This window comes from Halobacillus sp. ABR2_026 (assembly GCF_056158545.1).
Genome location: NZ_JBSWTM010000001.1, coordinates 617,323 through 638,167 on the forward strand (window position 1 = coordinate 617,323; position 20,845 = coordinate 638,167).

Sequence of the window (20,845 nt, forward strand, 5' to 3'; positions counted from 1 at the left end):
GGAAAAGGCATGCAGATCGATAAATTGAGAGGCAAGACGCTCGACCAGCTTTTTGAAGCGGTTTTATCATTGCAGAGTGTAGAAGAATGTTATGAGTTCTTCGACGATCTTGCTACGATGAATGAAGTCCAGTCGCTCGCTCAGCGATTGGAAGTTGCGCGCATGCTGCGTGAAGGCTTCACTTATCATAAAATCGAAACAGAAACAGGCGCATCCACGGCGACGATTTCCCGTGTGAAGCGGTGCTTGAATTATGGCAATGACGCGTATACGCAAGCACTCGACCGTGTTCAGGAGAAACGGACCGAATAGGACTAGAAAGACTGCCTTCCAATGAAAGGCGGTCTTTTTTTTATGTCCGTCCCTGATTCCTAGCTGTACTTCTAAGAGAATCCGGACAAACATAGGCTAGTACAAGGGAGGGGGACTGTCCGATGAAAACGATGATGAAAAAAGGTGCAATGATCATTCTCGGCAGTTTGATACTTTCACTCGGAATCAATTTTTTTCTCATTCCGGATCACGTCCTTGATGGAGGAATCATCGGAATCGGAATGATTGCCAATTACATTTGGGGGCTTGAGGTCGGGTTGACGATTATCTGCTTCAGCATTCCCATTTTTACGCTCGCCTGGTTTTTTTACCGTTCTTACTTCTATAACAGTCTGCACGGGCTGCTTATATCCTCATTTTCCATCGACGTTCTTCAAGGGCTGCGCGCCCATCACCTTCCCCTTGAACCGGCTATCAGCTCAATGATTGGCGGGGTGCTTGTCGGAGGTGGGATCGGTCTGATGCTCCGCGTGCATACGAGCACAGGCGGGACTGATCTCCTCGCTCAGATGATCGCTGACTGGTGCAAAGTGAACGTGGGATTCGTCATCCTCGCCATCGACGCCGTCGTCATTGGCGCAAGCGGCTACCTGTTCTCGCTTGAGACCCTGCTGTTATCCGCTATCACCATCCTAAGCGTCGGCCTCGTCACCATGACCTTCACCTCCGCCCGCCTCCTCCCCGAACCCCCGTCTTGATGGTTGGGTGGAAATATCTGTATGACCTCGTCATTTAAATTGGAAATTCCTGCAAGACCTGGTCGCCCATATTCTTACAATCCAAAAGTCTGGCTCTGATTGGAGAGTCGGACTTTTTTTGTGTGCTTCCATTTTATGTAGGACGAGGTCATACAGGAATTACCAAATCAACCTTCCTATCAAAAGACATAGAATTGTTAGGCTGTGCCCCTCAACCCGGGGATGAAAATTTGCTATAATGGGTAGATGGATAATGGTTGTTTTGGAGGACGGAAATGTACAAGATAAGCAAGTGGGATCATGTGTTCAAGCTTGATCCGAATAAAACGATCACAGATCGAGATTTAGAGAAGGTATGCACGTCAGGGACAGACGCCCTCATCATCGGTGGTACGGATGGTGTGACATTTGAAAACGTCACGGAACTGCAGGAGCGCGTGGAGGTGTATGATCTTCCATGTGTGCTTGAAGTGTCCGATGCCGAAGCCATTGCGCCCGGCTTTGATGCTTACTTCATTCCGCTTGTCCTCAACAGCGGTCACAAAAAATGGATGATCGATATCCAGCATCATGCGATCAAGGAATATGCCGATATGATCGAATGGGAGGACATGCTGACCGAAGGATATTGTGTGCTCAATCCGGAAGCGAAGGTGTTTCGACGCACCGACTGTTCGATGCCCGATCAGGAAGATGTCCTTGCGTATGCTCGGATGGCTGAACACATTTTCCGCCTGCCGGTTTTTTATATGGAATACAGTGGAACTTACGGAGACCCGGCGTTAGTCGAATCCGTCTCCCAGCAGTTAGAAAAGACATCCCTCGTCTACGGCGGAGGCATCCGCTCCGAAAAACAGGCGGCCGAAATGGCGGCTCATGCAGATGTCATCGTTGTCGGCGATGTGATTTATGATAATCTAGAGATTGCTCTTCAAACGGTCGAAGCCGTAAAATCAATAAAGGTGAAGGATGGTGGACCCTCATGACACAGGCAATGAATGCATTGATTCAAGGCTTGAATACAGAACAACGAGAAGCGGTAACCCATACAGAAGGACCGCTGCTCATCATGGCAGGTGCCGGAAGTGGAAAGACTCGTGTACTGACACACCGCATCGCCTACCTACTTAGTGAAAAAGATGTCGCCCCGAGAAATATTCTGGCGATCACATTTACCAATAAAGCAGCACGCGAAATGAAAGAGCGTGTCGAATCCCTCGTCGGAAGCGATGGTGAAAAAATCTGGATGTCCACGTTCCACTCGATGTGTGTACGTATTTTGAGGCGTGACATCGACCGCATCGGGTATGATCGCAACTTTTCCATTCTGGATTCGAGTGACCAGCTTTCCGTCATTAAACAGGTGCTGAAAGAAATCAACCTCGACCCGAAAAAATGGGACCCGCGCGCCATGCTTGGTGCTATCAGTAATTCCAAGAATGAATTGATGACCGCTGAGGATTATGAAAAACAAGCGGACAACATGCATGAAGAACAGATCGCTCAGATTTACAAAGGCTATCAGAAAAAGCTCCGCAAAAACCAGTCACTCGATTTTGACGACTTGATTATGCAGACGCTGAGACTTTTCGATGAAGTACCGGAAGTGCTGGAATTTTACCAGCGCCGTTTCCAATACATCCACGTCGATGAGTACCAGGATACGAACCACGCACAATACCAACTTGTGAAACATTTGGCGAGCCGCTATCAGAACTTGTGCGTCGTTGGTGATTCCGATCAGTCTATCTATGCATGGCGCGGAGCAGACATTCAGAACATCCTGAACTTTGAAAGCGACTACCCGAATGCACGGACAATTCTGCTTGAGCAGAATTACCGATCCACCGAATTGATTCTGGATGCGGCAAACAACGTCATTGATAAAAACAGCGGACGGAAGCCGAAGCGTCTTTGGACGGATAACAAAGGCGGCGAGAAAATCAACTACCATCAGGCTGGTACCGAGCGTGAGGAAGCTTTGTTTGTCACAGACAAGATTGAGGACCTCGTCCGCCAAGGCAGGTTCCGCTACCAGGATGTCGCGATCTTATACCGTACGAACGCCCAGTCCCGTACGATTGAAGAAACGTTTGTCAAAGCCGGCGTTCCGTATCAGATGATAGGAGGCACGAAGTTCTACGATCGTAAAGAAATCAAGGATCTGCTTGCGTACTTGCGCCTGATAGCCAATCCGAATGACGACCTCAGCTTCCAGCGTGTCGTCAACGAACCAAAACGCGGCGTCGGTAAAACGAGCATGGATAAAATGCTTGCCCATGCGGCAGACCACGACATTTCCTTATATGAGGCTGCAGCGGAAGTTGACTTTGTCGGTGTTAGTGCCAAGGCAGCAAAAGCGATCATGAGCTTCCGTAAGATGATCCAAAACTGGGCGGAGCAGCAGGAGTTCCTGTCTGCAACTGATATGGTGCAGGAAGTCATTGATAAGACGGGTTATGAAGAGATGCTCATGAACGAAAAGAGCATCGAAGCTCAAAGCCGTCTTGAGAACATCGAAGAATTCAAATCGGTGACAAAGAACTTTGAGGAGAATGCTGAAGACAAAACGCTGGTCGCGTTTCTGACCGACCTTGCGTTGATCGCGGATATTGATTCCATGAATGAAGACCCTAGTAATGACGATACGGTCACATTGATGACCTTGCACTCAGCGAAAGGGCTTGAATTCCCGGTCGTCTTCCTCATCGGCATGGAGGAGAATGTTTTCCCGCACAGCCGTGCCCTCATGGATGAAGAAGAAATGGAAGAAGAACGCCGTCTGGCGTATGTCGGGATTACCCGTGCGGAAAAAGAATTGTTCATTTCCCACGCGAAAATGCGGACGCTATACGGGCGCACGAACATGAACCCGATCAGCCGTTTCATTAATGAAATTCCTGAAGAACTGATTCAAGGAAAAGAACAAAAAGAAGAGTTGCCATTCTTCAATAAAAAGCGGGAAGCTTCCCCATTCGGAACGAAGCCTCAGCCTGCTCCGAAAAAACGGGCCGCGAAGAAACCGGAGAAAACAGGATCAACCGGCGGCGAGAAAATCGGCTGGCAGCCTGGAGATAAAGCCAAGCATAAAAAGTGGGGCGAAGGGACGGTCGTCAAAGTGCAGGGTGAAGGAGATGCGATGGAACTCGACATCGCCTTCCCGGCACCGACAGGCATCAAGCGCCTGCTTGCCCGTTTTGCACCGATTACGAAATCGTAAGGAAGTGGATGGATATGAACGAAGCGGAAGCGAAGCAAAAAATTGATACGCTCAGGCAGGAGCTTGAGAAATACAGCTACGAATACCATACGCTCGATGACCCGAGTGTATCGGATTACGAATATGATAAAAAACTGCAGGAACTGCTTAACCTGGAAGAAAAGTTCCCAGAACTGCAGACGCCGGACTCGCCATCCCTGCGGGTCGGCGGCAAGCCTTTGGACGCTTTTGTTAAAGTGCAGCACGACCTTCCGATGCTCAGTCTTGGCAATGCCTTTAACGACGAAGAGCTTCGGGATTTCGACCGCCGAGTCAAAAACGGCACCGATACTGAGGTCCAGTATGTGTGTGAGTTGAAAATCGACGGCCTTGCGGTTTCTTTGAAATATGAGGACGGCATCTTCGTACGTGGAGCGACGCGCGGAGACGGGACGACTGGAGAAGACATTACGAAAAACCTGCGGACGATCCGTAACATTCCACTTCGTTTGAAAGAACCGGTGACACTTGAGGTCCGCGGGGAAGCGTATATGCCGAAAAAATCGTTCCTCGCTCTTAACGAAGCGAAAGAGGAGAATGGGGAAGAACCTTTTGCCAATCCAAGAAACGCAGCGGCCGGTTCTCTAAGGCAGCTGGACCCGAAAATTGCCGCTAAACGTAATTTGGACATTTTTTTATATGGGATCGGAGTTTGGGAAAACGACCCGACCGATGCTCACAGTGAGCGTCTTGAGAAAATGAAAGACCTTGGCTTGAAAACCAATCCGGAATGGAAAAAGTGTAACGATATCGAAGAGGTTATCGACTATGTAAATAGCTGGGTCGAGCACCGGGCCGATCTCGATTATGAAATCGATGGAATCGTCATTAAAGTCGACAGCCTCGATCAGCAGGAAGACTTAGGCTTCACAGCTAAAAGTCCTCGATGGGCCACCGCTTACAAGTTCCCGGCGGAAGAAGCGATTACGAAACTTCAAGACATTGAACTCAGTGTCGGCCGTACAGGAGCGGTAACGCCCACTGCGATTCTCGATCCTGTCAAAGTCGCAGGAACGACCGTGCAACGCGCGTCCCTGCACAATGAAGACTTGATCATCGAAAAAGATATCCGCATTGGGGATACCGTCGTCATTAAGAAAGCCGGCGATATCATCCCGGAAGTTGTACGTGTTCTGGAAGATCAGCGCACAGGGGAGGAAGAGCCGTATCGTATGCCTGGAGAATGCCCGGAGTGTGGCAGCGAGCTCGTCCGTCTAGAAGAAGAAGTCGCCCTGCGCTGTGTGAATCCGAACTGTCCAGCACAGCTTCGCGAAGGTCTCATCCACTTTGTATCGAGAAATGCGATGGATATCGAAGGTCTCGGAGAAAAAGTCATCGCCCAATTGTTCCAGGAAAACTTGATCCATAACATCGCAGACTTGTACAAGCTCGACCGCGATGAGCTGCTGCAGCTCGATCGTATGGGAGAGAAGTCTGTTGAGAATTTGTTGAAGGCCATAGAGGCATCCAAAGAAAATTCTCTTGAGCGTCTGTTGTTCGGTCTAGGTGTGCGTTACGTGGGTTCAAAAGCGGCCAGCACCCTTGCCCAGCACTTTGGACATATGGATGCCCTCATCGAAGCGGATGCCGCAGCACTTGAGGCTATTCCTGAAATCGGAAGCAAGATGGCCGAATCGATCGCCAGCTATTTCGCTGAAGACCAGGTCATACAGTTATTGGAAGAATTGAAGCAGCTGGGTCTTCATATGGAGTATAAGGGCGCGAAGAAGAGTGATCAGCCTGTAGATTCTCCGTTCAGCGATAAGACCGTGGTCCTTACAGGGAAAATGGAAGACTACAGCCGTTCAGATATGAAGAAGATTGTGGAAGAGCTTGGCGGAAAAGTGACAGGAAGCGTCAGTAAGAAAACCGACCTTCTGATCGCCGGGGAAGACGCCGGGTCCAAATATACGAAAGCAGCAGATCTCGGAATAGAAATATGGGATGAAGAGCAGTTCAAGAACGCTTTATCCTGATCCATCCGTTTTTTGGCTAGACAGGATGAGCCGGAGTCACCCCTCCGGCTGGTCCCATTAAGGGAGTGGAAAGCATGAGGAAGATGCACGCACTATTGCTCAGTTCATTGCTCGTCGTCAGCGCGTGTACACCTGTTTTTGACAATAGAGAAGAAGTCATACAGGAAACGAAAGATGAAAAGAATAACCAGTCCGCCATCATCCCGAACTACAACATGTCAGAGCAGGATTACCGGATGATTCTGACTGAAGGGAGCCCTAAAGTGTCCACCGCCCGGTCGGTCACAACGAATCAGATGGGAAACCGAATGGATATCGATGAATTCGAAAGCGGCCTCCGCCGTCATTCGAAAGAATACTTCGACCCGGAAGAATACTTCTTCCAACCGGGCCAATATTTCAGCAGCGAAACGCTCCTGAACTGGTTAGGCCGGGAGAGCGGCGGGAACGAAGAAGGGTTGAATCCAGAGCTTGACGAAGATGAAGCGACTGAAGAGGAATTCCGTGAAAGCCCGCGATACATCTCGAACATTATTGAACAAAATTACTTAGTAAGAAAAGATGAAAACAAAGTAGAATTGAGCGGCCTCACCATCGGAATCTCATTGAGGACCGTCTACAACTTCACGGCTGACGATAAAAGCCTTTCCGAAGATCATTCGACAGAAGAACTTCTGAAAAAAGGGAAGGAGTACGCCGGCGAAGTTTTGAAGCGGATCCGCGAGAGGGAAGAACTGAACAATGTTCCGGTCGTCTTCGCTTTGTTTGAGGAAGAAGAAGCGAGTTCCAAAGTGCCGGGCAAATTCCTGAGTAAATCCTACGTGAAAGGGTCCGACCTTACGATCAATGGCTGGGATAATATCAATGAAAAACATGTCCTGTTCCCATCCAGTGAAGCGGAAGAAGATCATTTCGACGACTCACAGATTTTCTCTGACTTCAGAAAAGAAGTATCCGACTATTTCCCGAACTTCGTAGGCATGATCGCAAACGGTTTTTACGTCAACGATGAACTTCGCGAAGTCTCCATTGAAATTCCGATCCAGTTCCAGTCTGAATCGGAAGTGGTCGGTTTTACACAGTATGTGTACAGTCTTGTAAACGAAATGTTTGCAGATCACTACAACGTCCAAGTGAATATCCACAGCATGGATGAACCAGAAAGCCTGATCGTCAGAAGAGCCGGCGAGCAGGAACCTTTTGTTCATGTGTACGAATAACAAAAAGACCGCCCGGGCTTGTCCCGTGCGGTCTTTGTTATTAAAGAAAATGGCAGGGTTCTTGAAGACTTAATTTCGGGTTTGTGCGTGGGTTTCGGAGCTCCGAGAGAAACAGGTTGCTTTCTGTGGGCGGGCGCTGAGCCTTTTCAGCTAACGCTCGCCAGGGTTCTCACCTGTCCCTCTGCTCCCACAGGAGTCTCGTCATTCCCCTCCGTACCTTTGCCATGTAAAGCTTTCGAAACCACTTCTTTGACGTCACCATGAAATGGATTATAAGAACCTCAATGAAGGATGTGAAAAATTGATTCAGACCACTTTGCCTACAACAATTGGATAGTGGAAGCAACAAAATCCGAAAGCGTCTTTAAACTTAATTCTCAAGAAAAGGGAAACGGGTTGAAGGATGAAGGGGATTTCGACAAAAACAGAAAAATAACGAGGATTTTTGATGAAACACGCAAATGTTTGAACTCACTTTTACACAGTAGAATATTTGCGTCGAAATCAGTCTCAATCGATTGAACTAGATTAACCATTACGATAGAATAGTTATGGAAACGATTAATGTGGTAATTTTCAAATAATTACATAGCGTCACCCATTTTACTCTTCAAGGAGGCGGTTTTAATGGTAGTCCCTTACAAACACGAACCATTTACTGATTTTACAGTGGAAGAAAATCGGAAAGCGATGCAGGCTGCGATCAAGCAGGTGGAAGCGGACCTTGGAAAAGAGTATCCCCTCATCATTGGCGGGGAGCGGATCATGACGGATGATAAAATCGAAGTCGTCAATCCGGCCAATAAAAAAGAAGTGATCGGATACGTGGCGAAGGCGAATCAGGATCTGGCGGAAAAAGCCCATCAGGTCGCTGACGAAACGTTCGAGTGGTGGCGGAAGACGAAAGCGCAGTTCCGTGCGGACATTCTGTTCCGTGCCGCGGCTATTGTACGTCGGCGCAAGCATGAATTCACGGCCCATCTCATTAAAGAAGGCGGAAAGCCGTGGAAAGAAGCGGATGCGGATACAGCTGAAGCGATCGACTTCCTGGAGTTTTATGGGCGGCAGATGCTTGAAATCGATAAAGGCGTGGAAATCAACTCCCGTCCGATTGAAAACAACAGATTCCACTATATCCCACTGGGCGTTGGGGTCGTTATTTCCCCGTGGAACTTCCTTTTTGCCATCATGTGCGGAACGACGGTGGCTGCGATGGTTTCCGGAAACACTGTTCTTCTGAAACCAGCGAGCGCGACGCCGATCATTGCCTATAAGATGATGGAAGTGTTGGAGGAAGCGGGCATGCCGAAAGGGGTCGTCAACTACATCCCGGGCAGCGGAAAAGAAGTTGGTGATTATCTTGTCGATCACCCGCGTACACGCTTCATCAGCTTTACGGGCTCCCGCGAAGTCGGAACTCGTTTGTTCGAGCGGGCAGCGAAAGTTCACGAAGGTCAAAAGTGGCTGAAGCGTACGATCATTGAAATGGGCGGAAAAGATACCATTGTCGTCGACAAGGAGTCCGATCTTGAGCTTGCGGCCGATGCGATTACGTATTCCGCGTTTGGTTTCTCCGGTCAGAAGTGTTCGGCGTGCTCACGTGTCATCGCTCATGAAGATGTCTATGACGAACTCCTCGACCGTGTCGTTCAAAAGACGAAGGAACAGGTGAACTACGGGGATCCGACGGACAACAGTCATTACATGGGTCCTGTGATTGATCAGGGCGCTTACGACAAGATCATGGATTATATTGACATCGGAAAAGAAGAAGGCAGGCTGATGGCCGGTGGTAAAGGAGACGACAGCAAAGGCTGGTTCGTCGCCCCGACAGTTTTTGCTGATCTAGATCCAGAAGCCCGTCTCATGCAGGAGGAAATCTTCGGACCTGTGGTCGGATTCAGTAAAGCGAAATCCTTCGATGAGGCGATTGAATTCGCGAACAACACGGAGTACGGCCTGACGGGAGCCGTCATATCCAACAACCGTGACCACATTGAAAAGGCCCGGGAGGATTTCCATGTTGGTAACTTGTACTTCAACCGCGGCTGTACGGCAGCGATCGTCGGTTACCATCCATTTGGCGGATTCAATATGTCAGGGACGGATTCCAAGGCCGGCGGACCTGATTACCTTATTCATCATATGCAGGGCAAAACGACCTCTGAAATGCTATAAAAATAAGACCCATAAAATCCCTTTTCCACATGAAAGTGGAAAGGGATTTTTCATGAAAAAAGGAACATACTAACGACGACAAGAAAAGGGGCGATATCCCCATTTTTTTGGACCCCTTGAAAATTAATTAAAATAAATTTTGTGAATGTTTATCATAAAAATGACACATATGTGTATTTTTATACGAATTTAACGAATAAAAATTCAATTATGACTTATTCACACAATTTTTGCAATGTTCGTACAAAAGTTATATGATATAGTTGTACCTGTATTTGGTTTTTTCAAGTCTTTGAGACTTAAGAACCATGCGTCGGTACGATTTGCATAGGATTGTATAAACCAACATCTGGGAGGTGGAAATGTGTTTGAACTCGCTACTGCAACATCAGCAACCATCGCTGGAGCAACATGGTTCTGGTTATTTGTACCAATGCCAATTTTAATTATTCTATCTATCATTACACTATTCACTGAGAGGAGCGAATAACAAAACATGAGTACTGCAACGTTAATAACGTTTATTGTCTATTTAATCGGTATGCTTGGAATTGGTTTTGCTGCATACCGTCTAACAAGTGATTTATCTGACTATGTCTTAGGTGGTCGTCGTTTAGGTCCAGGAGTTGCCGCACTATCTGCCGGTGCATCCGATATGAGTGGTTGGTTGCTGCTAGGTCTGCCTGGTGCGATTTATGCGGGAGGATTATCCGCAGCTTGGATCGGTGTCGGTCTTGCTATTGGTGCATACTTAAACTGGCAGTTCGTCGCACGCCGACTTCGTGTATTTACGGAGATTGCGAATGACTCGATTACTGTTCCAGACTATCTTGAGAACCGCTTCCGTGATCATTCCCACGTATTACGTGTCATTTCTGCATTTGTCATTCTTTTATTCTTCACCTTCTATACATCTTCCGGTATGGTTGCCGGTGCGAAGCTGTTTGAAGCTTCCTTTGCATTAAGCTATACACAGGCTTTATGGTTAGGCGCAATTGTTACTATTTCCTATACTTTCCTAGGTGGCTTCCTAGCCGTAAGCTGGACAGACTTTGTTCAAGGTATCTTGATGTTCTTCGCATTGATCGCGGTGCCGATCGTTGCGATTACTGAACTAGGTGGCTGGAGTGCTGCAACAGACGCTGTCGCTCAAATCGATCCATCCCACTTGAACATGGTTCAAGGTGTCGGTGCTCTTGCGATCCTGTCTTCTCTAGCATGGGGACTTGGCTACTTCGGTCAGCCGCACATCCTTGTACGTTTCATGGCTCTTAGGTCTCCTAAGGACGTACCAAAAGCACGTCTGATCGGTATTGGCTGGATGGTTCTTGGTCTTTACGGTGCCATCTTCACAGGTCTATTCGGACTTGCTTACATCAACACTGCGGATGTAGCAGATCTTTCTACATTCAATGCTGAAGTCATGACTGAGGGCGGCATTCAGATGCTTGTCGACTCGGAGAAGATCTTCATCACATTCTCCCAGATTCTGTTCCATCCAGTCATTGCAGGTATTCTGTTGGCAGCGATCTTGTCTGCAATCATGAGTACCATTGACTCTCAGCTGCTTGTATCTTCTTCTGCACTAGCGGAAGACTTCTACAAAGCGATTTTCCGTAAGAACGCTTCTGAAAAAGAATTGGTATGGGTGGGTCGTGCTGCCGTTGCCGGTATCGCATTGATCGCCGTGCTTCTTGCAGGTAACCCGGACAGTACCGTTCTTGGTCTTGTTTCTTACGCTTGGGCAGGTTTCGGTGCCGCATTCGGTCCCGTTATCATCCTGTCCCTATTCTGGAAAGGCATCACACGTAACGGTGCCCTTGCCGGAATCATCGTCGGAGCCGTTACCGTTGTAATTTGGGGAGACTTCCTAAGCGGCGGATTCTTCGACCTTTATGAAATCGTACCTGGTTTCATCCTTGCAGGTCTTGTATCCATCCTTGTGAGTCTTTCTGGTCAACCACCGAAAGATATCGCTGAAGAATTTGATAAAGTTACGAAAATGTAAGAGGTTCTTCACTACAGAATCCCCGGTCCTATGACCGGGGATTTTTTTAATATCAAGACCTTTTGAATGAAAGGGGAATGCGCTTTCAAGGAGAGGTTGATGATTCTCTATCAATCCAATCACCTGTTGTAAACAAGGTATGAGAAATTCAGGAATAGATTATTCCTGAACCTTTTTTCTTTTCCAATGATGAGCCTAGTCTCTGGTGTGGTTTCGGTACTTAAATAAATTGGAGAGTGTTATAAGTCTGAAGAGCATTTTGCTTAAAGCATGACCTTTCAAGTTTTCCGTTCTACCCATCAACGCAAGGGAATTGCGAGACACCTATGGGAATAGAGTGCATGGTCATATCCCGCATGGCTTTAGCCTGAGGAAGCTCACCGTACGCCCATGGAAAGCGAGTGGTTCCCCGGACCTTCAAGCACGATTGAGATTAACGGAAACACTCTCAGCAAGAGGAAACTTTCGTGATAAGACAGCGCCCTTCTGATGTGTTAAACTAAGAAAGGTGTATCCGTACGTTGAAAATGGATTCTGATATTTGGTATGATCATATATTATGTGAGATCGAAATGGAGGTCGCATTATGTCCAGAATTAGCAAAGAGGAAGTGAAGCACGTCGCGAATCTAGCGCGCCTTGCGATCACGGAAGAAGAAGCAACGACATTCACGAAGCAGCTTGATGATATCATCACGTATGCAGAACAGTTGAATGAATTAGATACAACAGGCGTCGAGCCTACGACCCACGTTCTTGACCTGAAGAACGTCATGCGTAAGGACGAGCCTAAGAAATGGATTTCTCAGGATGATGCACTGAAAAATGCACCGGACAAGCAGGATGGACAGTTCAAAGTGCCATCCGTATTGGAATAAGGAGGTTCGACGATGTCTTTATTTGACTATACATTACGTGAGCTTCAAGAGAAGCTACATAACAAAGAGATTTCCGTCACGGACTTAGTGGAGGAGTCTTACAAGCGAATCGAAGAAGTGGACGAAGAAGTCCAGGCCTTCATCACGCTGAACAAAGAAGCAGCGAAGAAGCAGGCGGCAGAACTTGATCAGGAGCGGGGCAACGACGATGCGAAGCTCTTTGGTCTGCCTATCGGTGTGAAAGACAACATCGTAACCAAAGGACTGCGTACGACAGCAGGAAGCCAGATTCTTTCTAACCTGGATGATCCATTGTATGACGCGACCGTTGTCAACAAACTGAATGACGCCAAGTCCGTGACGATCGGAAAATTGAACATGGACGAATTCGCGATGGGTTCTTCCAACGAAAACTCCAGCTACGCAGCCGCTCGTAACCCTTGGAATACCGATTACGTTCCAGGTGGATCCAGTGGTGGTTCTGCAGCAGCTGTAGCGGCAGGGGAAGTTCCTTATTCTCTAGGTTCTGATACAGGTGGTTCGATCCGTCAGCCAGCCGCTTATTGTGGTGTGGTCGGATTGAAGCCGACATACGGCCGCGTGTCCCGTTTCGGACTGATCGCGTTCGCCTCTTCTCTTGATCAGATCGGCCCAATCACTCGCAGCGTCGAAGACAACGCGTTCCTGCTTGAGACAATTGCTGGTCACGACAAGATGGATTCGACTTCTGCCAACGTTGAAGTGCCGAAGTACACGGAGTCTCTGACTGGTGATGTGAAAGGCATGAAGATCGGTGTACCGAAAGAATACCTTTCTGAAGGGGTTTCTGAAGAAGTGAAAGAAGCGGTCAAAGCTGCTCTTAACGAATACGAAAAAATGGGCGCGACGTGGGAAGAAGTTTCCCTTCCTCACTCCAAGTATGCGCTATCCACGTACTACCTGATTTCATCTTCGGAAGCATCTGCGAACCTGGCCCGTTTTGACGGTGTCCGTTATGGTAAGCGTGCCGATGATGCGAAAAACATGCTCGACATGTTCATGCGGTCCCGCGCCGAAGGTTTCGGTGACGAAGTGAAGCGCCGGATCATGCTTGGAACATTCGCGCTAAGTTCTGGTTACTACGATGCATATTACAAGAAAGCCCAGCAGGTCCGTACATTGATCAAGAACGATTTTGAAAAAGTGTTCGAAGACTATGATGTCATTATCGGGCCGACAACACCGACACCTGCCTTCAAAGTAGGGGACAAAGTCGACGACCCAATGACGATGTACGCGAATGATATTTTGACGATTCCGGTTAACCTTGCAGGCGTACCAGGAATCTCCATCCCATGCGGTTTCTCTGGAGACGGTCTTCCGATCGGCCTTCAGATCATCGGAAAACACTTTGATGAAAGTACGGTTTACCGTGCCGCTCATGCCTTCGAACAGGCGACTGATTATCATAAACAACGCCCGTCCCTTGGAGGTGCGCGCTCATGAACTTTGAAACGATTATCGGACTTGAAGTCCACGTAGAATTGAAAACAGACTCGAAAATCTTCAGCCCGTCTCCGAACATGTTCGGAGATGATCCGAATACGAACGTAAACCCGATCGACCTTGGTTATCCTGGTGTGCTGCCGGTGTTGAACGAAGAAGCCGTCAACTTTGCGATGAAAGCATCGATGGCTTTGAACTGTGACATCGCGACGGACACAAAGTTCGACCGTAAAAACTACTTCTATCCGGACAACCCGAAAGCTTACCAAATCTCCCAGTTTGATCAGCCGATCGGGGAGAATGGATACATTGACATCGAAGTCGATGGCAAGAAGAAGCGTATCGGCATTACGCGTCTTCACATGGAAGAAGATGCTGGTAAGCTGACCCACAGCGATGACGGCTACTCTCTTGTCGACTATAACCGTCAAGGAACGCCGCTCGTTGAAATCGTATCTGAGCCGGACATCCGTTCACCGAAAGAAGCGTACGCGTACTTGGAAGCCTTGAAAAACATCATCCAGTATACAGGCGTTTCCGACTGTAAGATGGAAGAAGGTTCCCTACGTTGTGACGCTAACCTTTCCATCCGCCCGATCGGTCAGGAAGAGTTCGGAACGAAGACAGAGCTTAAGAACTTGAACTCCTTCTCCTTTGTCCAAAAAGGCTTGGAATTCGAAGAGAAGCGTCAGCAGAAAGAATTGTTATCCGGAGGAGAAATCCTTCAGGAGACTCGTCGTTACGATGAGCAGACGAAAGAAACGATTCTGATGCGTGTCAAAGAAGGTTCTGACGACTATCGTTACTTCCCAGAGCCGGATCTTGTCCCGCTACACATCGATGAAGCTTGGAAAGAGCGCATCCGTGCCGAAATTCCTGAGCTTCCAGATGCCCGTAAGAAGCGGTACATCGAAGAGCTGAAACTTCCAGAGTACGATGCGATGGTTCTAACTAACAACAAAGAGCTTTCCGACTTCTTCGAAGAAACAATCGCTGAAGGAGCGGACATCAAGCAGGCATCCAACTGGTTGATGGGTGAAGTATCAGCTTACATGAACAAGCACTACAAAGAACTTCATGAGCTTGAGCTGACACCAGCTTCTCTTGCGAAGATGATCCAGCTGATCGAAGACGGAACGATCAGTTCCAAGATCGCGAAGAAAGTCTTCACAGAGCTAGTAGAAAAAGGCGGCGATCCTGAGAAGATCGTTAAGGATAAAGGACTTGTGCAGATTTCCGACGAGGGCCAGCTGACGGAAATCGTCGTCGGCATCATGGACAACAACCCACAGTCCATCGAAGACTTCAAGAATGGAAAAGATAAAGCCCTTGGATTCCTTGTCGGTCAAGTAATGAAAGAGACTAAAGGACAAGCGAACCCGCCGATGGTCAATAAGATCATCCTTGCAGAAATGGAAAAGCGCTAAACGCTCGAATATAACGAAAGCACGCACTTGTCGGTGCGTGCTTTCGTATGGTTTAGGACTTGCCATCATATACTATAAAAATGGTTTGCAATTCCAGGAAAACACGCTATGATGTAGAATGGAACGCTTGGATAGAAAAGGGGGTCATACACGATGAAACGTGCCCGAATAATATATAACCCGACCTCTGGAAGAGAAGTCATCCGCAAGGTTCTCCCGGATATACTGCAGCGATTCGAACAGTCCGGGTATGAAACCTCTACGCATGCAACAACTTGTGCTGGTGATGCCGTCAAAGCTGCTGAATATGCTGTCGAACGAGAATTCGACCTCGTAGTCGCAGCCGGGGGAGACGGAACCATCAACGAAGTGATCAACGGACTTGCCGAAAAAACGCATAAACCGAAAGTCGGCATCATTCCAGTCGGGACAACGAACGATTTCGCCCGTGCTTTGCACGTACCGAGAAACATCCATAAGGCGGTGGATATCATCCTGGAAGGCTACAGCCATCCGCTCGATATCGGCCGTGTCAACGACCAATACTTTATGAACATCGCCGGTGGCGGTAAAATAACCGAAATCTCTTACGAAGTACCAAGTAAGCTGAAGACGATGATCGGGCAGCTTGCCTACTACTTAAAAGGCATTGAGATGCTGCCATCCATCCGTCCGACACACGTCGAGATGGAGTATGACGGCAAATGGTATGAAGGTGAGATCATGCTGTTCCTCGTCAGCAATACCAACTCTGTCGGCGGCCTCGAAAAACTGGCGCCATCCGCCCGTATGGATGACGGACTTTTCGACCTGATGATCATTGAAAAAATGAACATCGCAGAATTCGTCCGTTTAGCGACACTAGCCATCCAGGGTAACCATTTGAATCATCCGAAATTCATCCACACGACCGCAAGCCGTGTGAAAGTGAAGACAGATGAAAAGATGCAGTTGAATATCGACGGGGAATTCGGTGGATTATTGCCCGGGGAATTTGTCAATTTATACAGACATCTGGAGTTTTTTGTTCCGGAAGATAAATTTAAAGAAGAAGAAACGGACGAAGAAGAATAATGGGGAGCGCTGCTGTTTGAGACAGTGGCGTTCTTTTGTTTTGTTTGTGAGTGGTTGCTGTCTAACTACTCAGGGCGACTCCGCATTTAGATATATCCGGCTGCGTCGCCCAGCTGCTCGAGGTCATAAGGCTACCGGCTCTGAAAAGGAAGATCACTTTTCAGTTCCGTTGTCCTTATGCTTGTCGCAGCTACCCGGGGCGACTCCGCACTAAATGTTATGATAAACTACGGTTAGAGTATATAGATAAAGGACGGATGAACAATGGCGAAACCGAAACCGCCGGTACAGAAGAACGAGACGATTGAACTCAGCTTTGAAGATTTGACCCACGAAGGCAATGGGGTAGGGAAAGTCGATGGTTATCCACTTTTCGTACCGTATGGCCTTCCAGGTGAAAAGGCCGAAGTGAAAGTCGTCAAAGTGAAAAAGAACTTCGGCTTTGGCAAGCTGGTGAACGTGACAGAAGCAAGTGAAGACCGTGTCGAGCCGCCATGTGATGTGTTCTATCAGTGCGGCGGCTGCCAGCTTCAGCATATGAGCTACCAAATGCAGCTCGATATGAAACAGAAGCAAGTAAAAGACAACATGAAGAAAATCGGACATCTCGAGCATGTTCCTGTCCACCCGACAGTCGGTATGGAGGACCCGTGGCGTTACCGGAACAAAGTCCAGATTCCTGTCGGGCAGAAAGAAGACGGCGAATTGATGACTGGTTTCTACCAGAAACGAAGCCACAACATCATCGACATGGACACATGTCTGATCCAGGACGAAATGAACGATCGCATGGTTGAAACCGTCCGCCGCATCGCATCCAAGCACGGAATTGATGCCTATGACGAACAGACTCACCGTGGCGTTCTGAGACACATCATGGTCCGTACCGGTCAGAATACGAAGGACATTATGATTGTACTCGTCACAAAAACGAAAAAGCTTCCGCACAAAGACAAAATGATCGATGAGATCCGCGATGCGTTTCCAAACGTGAAATCGATCGTCCATAACGTCAACAGTGCAAAAACGAATGTCATCCTTGGTAAAGAGACGAACATCATCTGGGGCGATGAGTACATTTATGACACGATCGGCGATATCCGATTCATGATCTCACCGAAGTCGTTCTACCAGGTCAACCCGACCCAGACGAAGAAACTTTATGACCAGGCGCTAGACTATGCCGATTTAAGAGGTGGGGAGACCGTCATTGACGCGTACTGCGGTATTGGAACCATTTCCTTGTTCCTCGCTCAAAAAGCGAAGAAAGTGTACGGCGTTGAAATCGTACCTGAAGCTGTAACCGATGCGAAGAAAAATGCGCGTCTAAACAAGATGGAGAACGCAGAGTTCTATGTTGGACAAGCGGAAGAGCTTATGCCATGGTGGCGCAACCAGGGACTGCGTCCCGATGTCATCGTTGTCGATCCACCGCGTAAGGGTTGTGATGAAGAGCTGTTGAAGGCGATGCTTGATATGGAACCGGAGCGCATCGTTTATGTATCCTGTAATCCGTCGACACTTGCTCGTGACTTGCGTATTCTTGAAGATGGCGGGTATGAGACGAAGGAAGTTCAGCCTGTTGATATGTTCCCGCAGACGAGCCATGTGGAGTGTGTGACGTGGTTGGAGAAGAAAGAAAAGTAAACCATTGAACCTATTTAGAGTCTGTATTTACGTTGGACGTTGCACCGAGTGAAAATGGGTCCGTGGATTTCCATAGTTGATATCGAAAGCATTAGGTGAACACCTAATGCTTTTTTATAGTTTTAAAAAGAAGAGAATTAAATAAAAAAATGAAGGAGGTATCAACAGAAAAAAAGTAAGCGTTTGCAAATTTGGCACAACTTCCCCCTCCCCAATTAAAAAAGGGTGATATAATAAAAGTGTAAAGAAGATAAATATAAACAACTTAGGTGGCTCTGTAAGCAACGGTGGTAAAATCCCTAATAACAACGGTTCCAAATTCCCCAATAATAACAGATAATCATTTCTATACTAGATAAAGATATGGAGTGTAGAAGTGATGATCAAGATTGGGGAATTCATAATGATTAGAGAATTATTTCAAAAAGGGTGGTCAATCACAGCTATCTCTAACGAGACTGGCTTTGACCCAAAAACTATTAGGAAGTACATAAAATCTGAAGAATTACCAAAGATGAAGAAAGTACCTAGAAAAGGTAGTAAGCTAGATCCCTTCAAAGGTTACTTAGAGAAACGCATGAAGGAGGGCACCACTAACTGCACCGTATTATTAGAAGAGATTACATCTATGGGGTACGATGGCAAAATGACAATCCTCCGGGATTTCATTCGACCATACAGGGTGCGACCAAAAAAGCAAGCTACTATCAGATACGAGACTCCTCCTGGGAAACAAGCTCAGATGGATTGGGGACACATTGGTAAATTCGAAGTTGATGGTGAAATAAAGGATATTTATGCTTTTGTGATTTTACTAAGTTATTCGAGGCTTAAATATGTAGAGTTTACAGACAGCATGGATTTAGAAACGTTAATGAAGTGCCATATGAATGCCTTTGCTTATTTCAATGGAGTTCCTGAGCAAATTTTATATGACAATATGAAAACTGCTGTTATCAGGCATAGCCCAATCGAAATCAGATTCAATCGGAAGTTCGAAGAATTTTTAGCTTACTATGGAATTGTTCCAAAGGCATGTAAACCACACCGACCACAAACAAAGGGAAAGGTAGAAAATGTTGTTGGATACTTAAAGAAGAACTTTCTGCAGCGCAAGCATGAACCTACGTTAAAAGCATTAAATGAAAATGTAAGAGTGTGGTTAGATCAAGTAGCAAACCGTAAGGTTCATCAGACAACGCTTGAATCACCTCATACTCGTTTCCAGCATGAACAAAAGCATTTAATGACTTCAAATACGAAACCATTATTCCCTATTCATCATTGGGAAATTAGAAAAGTGAGTAAGGATTGCTTTATTTCTTATCTCGGTAAGAGGTATTCAGTACCCTTTCGGTACGTTGGACAAGAATTGAAGATAAAAGAAACATTAGATCATCATTTAGAAATTTATGACCATTATGAATGTGTAGCTAAACACCCTATTATGACTGGAAAGGTAAGAGATCATATAAATCTTGAACATTATAAAGGACTGCAACCGACTACTGATGGTTTGCCGACCCACAGCCGTTTACAGTCCCCTGATATTGAAGTAGAACAACGTTCCCTTCAAATTTATGAGCAACTAGAAGGATGTGATCAATCATGACCACAGACCTTTTAGTTGAACGCTTAGAAGAAATCGGTTGGCATTACACCGCCGATCAAATAGATGGTCTGCTTGAAGACGCATCTAAAAATAATGTACCATATTCGGACTTCTTAATCACGCTATTATCCCAGGAAATTGAACAAAAGGAAAAAGCAGCTTTAGATAAGCGTCTAAAGAAAGCGAAGCTTCCTTACATCAAGAGTATTCATGACTTCGACTTCAGTTTTCAACCTAGTATTGACGAACGAAGAGTGAAAGAAGTCTTATCGGGTAGATACATCCATAATGGAGATAACATCCTACTTCTAGGACCACCTGGAGTAGGGAAAACACATTTAGCCATTTCCATGGCTTTTGAAGCTATCACGAATGGACACCAAGCACTTTTTATCACAGCCAATGATTTTATAGCTGAGTGTCAAAAGGCAGAGAAACAAGGGTTAATCCAACGGATTATTAAAAGATATAGTCGACCAGAATTACTAATTATTGATGAATTAGGTTACTTCAGTTTCGATGAGCTAAGCGCGCACACACTTTTCCAAATCATATCAAGAAGATACGAACATGGAGCGATGATTATCACTTCAAATAAATCGTACGTTGAATGGGGTAAGATCTTTGGAGATGAAGTTTTAGCAACGGCCATACTGGATCGTCTAATCCATCATTCCACGACCTTTAATATTAAAGGAGACTCTTATCGTCTGAGGGAAAAGAAAAAGGCTGGCATACAGCCAGCCAAAATCCACTGATAATAGGGAATTTGTATCCGTTGAAAACAGGGAATTTTAAACCGTTGTTGACAGCTCAACCATCGCGAGTTCGTTTCCTAACGAACAAAGACCCCAGCCGGTCAAAGAATGTCTAAGATGAACAACGGTTTTTAAAGCGACAGATAATACAACCAGCCTAAGGATCCTGGACAGGTGGGGAAGTGTAGGAAAAGTGATTTCCCTGGCAATATTGGGTCGAAGGTTGAGTAAGTAAGGAAAAGATGAGAATTCCCTTGATAAAAGCTTCAACTCCTTTACGGAAGAGAAATGGA

Annotated in this window: 15 protein-coding genes; all 15 read left to right on the top strand. The window is 46.8% G+C overall.

The window, feature by feature from the left end; translation table 11 throughout:
* Positions 1-9 precede the first annotated feature (9 nt).
* The 15 genes from ACXADE_RS03220 (at position 10) to istB (ending at position 20,552) form a co-directional block, all read left to right on the top strand.
* A complete protein-coding gene (locus ACXADE_RS03220) occupies positions 10-312 on the top strand; it encodes a YerC/YecD family TrpR-related protein (protein WP_474979076.1) in 303 nt (100 codons plus the stop codon).
* Between the two features lie 131 nt (positions 313-443).
* Positions 444-1,031 (top strand): YitT family protein, encoded by a 588-nt coding sequence (locus ACXADE_RS03225; RefSeq protein WP_474982187.1) that lies wholly within the window; start codon positions 444-446, stop codon positions 1,029-1,031.
* A gap of 275 nt (positions 1,032-1,306) precedes the next feature.
* Positions 1,307-2,017 (top strand): heptaprenylglyceryl phosphate synthase, encoded by a 711-nt coding sequence (gene pcrB / locus ACXADE_RS03230; protein ID WP_474979077.1) that lies wholly within the window; start codon positions 1,307-1,309, stop codon positions 2,015-2,017.
* On the top strand, positions 2,014-4,251 hold the full coding sequence (gene pcrA, locus ACXADE_RS03235) for a DNA helicase PcrA (RefSeq protein WP_474979078.1): 2,238 nt from the start codon (positions 2,014-2,016) through the stop codon (positions 4,249-4,251). Before pcrB ends, pcrA begins: the two co-directional genes overlap by 4 nt.
* Positions 4,252-4,265: 14 nt before the next feature.
* Complete coding sequence (ligA, locus tag ACXADE_RS03240) at positions 4,266-6,266, top strand: NAD-dependent DNA ligase LigA (protein ID WP_474979079.1); 2,001 nt, start codon at positions 4,266-4,268, stop codon at positions 6,264-6,266.
* A gap of 74 nt (positions 6,267-6,340) precedes the next feature.
* A complete protein-coding gene (locus ACXADE_RS03245) occupies positions 6,341-7,486 on the top strand; it encodes a CamS family sex pheromone protein (protein ID WP_474979080.1) in 1,146 nt (381 codons plus the stop codon).
* Between the two features lie 627 nt (positions 7,487-8,113).
* The gene (gene pruA / locus ACXADE_RS03250) at positions 8,114-9,664 is read left to right on the top strand and encodes an L-glutamate gamma-semialdehyde dehydrogenase (RefSeq protein ID WP_474979081.1); all 1,551 of its coding nucleotides are present in this window, start codon (positions 8,114-8,116) and stop codon (positions 9,662-9,664) included.
* Positions 9,665-10,160: 496 nt separating this feature from the next.
* Positions 10,161-11,672, top strand: a complete 1,512-nt coding sequence (putP, locus tag ACXADE_RS03255; protein WP_474979082.1) for a sodium/proline symporter PutP — start codon at positions 10,161-10,163, stop codon at positions 11,670-11,672.
* A 586-nt stretch (positions 11,673-12,258) separates the two neighbouring features.
* Positions 12,259-12,549, top strand: a complete 291-nt coding sequence (gatC, locus tag ACXADE_RS03260) for an Asp-tRNA(Asn)/Glu-tRNA(Gln) amidotransferase subunit GatC (protein WP_089651494.1) — start codon at positions 12,259-12,261, stop codon at positions 12,547-12,549.
* A gap of 12 nt (positions 12,550-12,561) precedes the next feature.
* Complete coding sequence (gatA, locus tag ACXADE_RS03265) at positions 12,562-14,034, top strand: Asp-tRNA(Asn)/Glu-tRNA(Gln) amidotransferase subunit GatA (protein WP_474979083.1); 1,473 nt, start codon at positions 12,562-12,564, stop codon at positions 14,032-14,034.
* Positions 14,031-15,461 (top strand): Asp-tRNA(Asn)/Glu-tRNA(Gln) amidotransferase subunit GatB, encoded by a 1,431-nt coding sequence (gatB, locus tag ACXADE_RS03270; protein ID WP_474979084.1) that lies wholly within the window; start codon positions 14,031-14,033, stop codon positions 15,459-15,461. Before gatA ends, gatB begins: the two co-directional genes overlap by 4 nt.
* Positions 15,462-15,614: 153 nt before the next feature.
* Positions 15,615-16,535 (top strand): diacylglycerol kinase, encoded by a 921-nt coding sequence (locus tag ACXADE_RS03275; RefSeq protein WP_474979085.1) that lies wholly within the window; start codon positions 15,615-15,617, stop codon positions 16,533-16,535.
* 264 nt (positions 16,536-16,799) lie between these two features.
* A complete protein-coding gene (gene rlmD / locus ACXADE_RS03280) occupies positions 16,800-18,182 on the top strand; it encodes a 23S rRNA (uracil(1939)-C(5))-methyltransferase RlmD (protein ID WP_474979086.1) in 1,383 nt (460 codons plus the stop codon).
* Positions 18,183-18,561: 379 nt separating this feature from the next.
* A complete protein-coding gene (istA, locus tag ACXADE_RS03285; protein ID WP_474982188.1) occupies positions 18,562-19,794 on the top strand; it encodes an IS21 family transposase in 1,233 nt (410 codons plus the stop codon).
* A complete protein-coding gene (gene istB, locus ACXADE_RS03290) occupies positions 19,791-20,552 on the top strand; it encodes an IS21-like element helper ATPase IstB (RefSeq protein WP_474979087.1) in 762 nt (253 codons plus the stop codon). Before istA ends, istB begins: the two co-directional genes overlap by 4 nt.
* Positions 20,553-20,845: the final 293 nt, after the last annotated feature.

Coding starts and splice junctions, on each gene's coding strand:
- pcrA (WP_474979078.1), top strand. CDS start 2,014: ATGACACAGGCAATGAATGCATTGATTCAAGGCTTGAATACAGAACAA.
- rlmD (WP_474979086.1), top strand. CDS start 16,800: ATGGCGAAACCGAAACCGCCGGTACAGAAGAACGAGACGATTGAACTC.
- gatC (WP_089651494.1), top strand. CDS start 12,259: ATGTCCAGAATTAGCAAAGAGGAAGTGAAGCACGTCGCGAATCTAGCG.
- ligA (WP_474979079.1), top strand. CDS start 4,266: ATGAACGAAGCGGAAGCGAAGCAAAAAATTGATACGCTCAGGCAGGAG.
- istB (WP_474979087.1), top strand. CDS start 19,791: ATGACCACAGACCTTTTAGTTGAACGCTTAGAAGAAATCGGTTGGCAT.
- ACXADE_RS03220 (WP_474979076.1), top strand. CDS start 10: ATGCAGATCGATAAATTGAGAGGCAAGACGCTCGACCAGCTTTTTGAA.
- ACXADE_RS03225 (WP_474982187.1), top strand. CDS start 444: ATGATGAAAAAAGGTGCAATGATCATTCTCGGCAGTTTGATACTTTCA.
- istA (WP_474982188.1), top strand. CDS start 18,562: ATGATCAAGATTGGGGAATTCATAATGATTAGAGAATTATTTCAAAAA.
- ACXADE_RS03275 (WP_474979085.1), top strand. CDS start 15,615: ATGAAACGTGCCCGAATAATATATAACCCGACCTCTGGAAGAGAAGTC.
- gatB (WP_474979084.1), top strand. CDS start 14,031: ATGAACTTTGAAACGATTATCGGACTTGAAGTCCACGTAGAATTGAAA.
- pruA (WP_474979081.1), top strand. CDS start 8,114: ATGGTAGTCCCTTACAAACACGAACCATTTACTGATTTTACAGTGGAA.
- ACXADE_RS03245 (WP_474979080.1), top strand. CDS start 6,341: ATGAGGAAGATGCACGCACTATTGCTCAGTTCATTGCTCGTCGTCAGC.
- putP (WP_474979082.1), top strand. CDS start 10,161: ATGAGTACTGCAACGTTAATAACGTTTATTGTCTATTTAATCGGTATG.
- pcrB (WP_474979077.1), top strand. CDS start 1,307: ATGTACAAGATAAGCAAGTGGGATCATGTGTTCAAGCTTGATCCGAAT.
- gatA (WP_474979083.1), top strand. CDS start 12,562: ATGTCTTTATTTGACTATACATTACGTGAGCTTCAAGAGAAGCTACAT.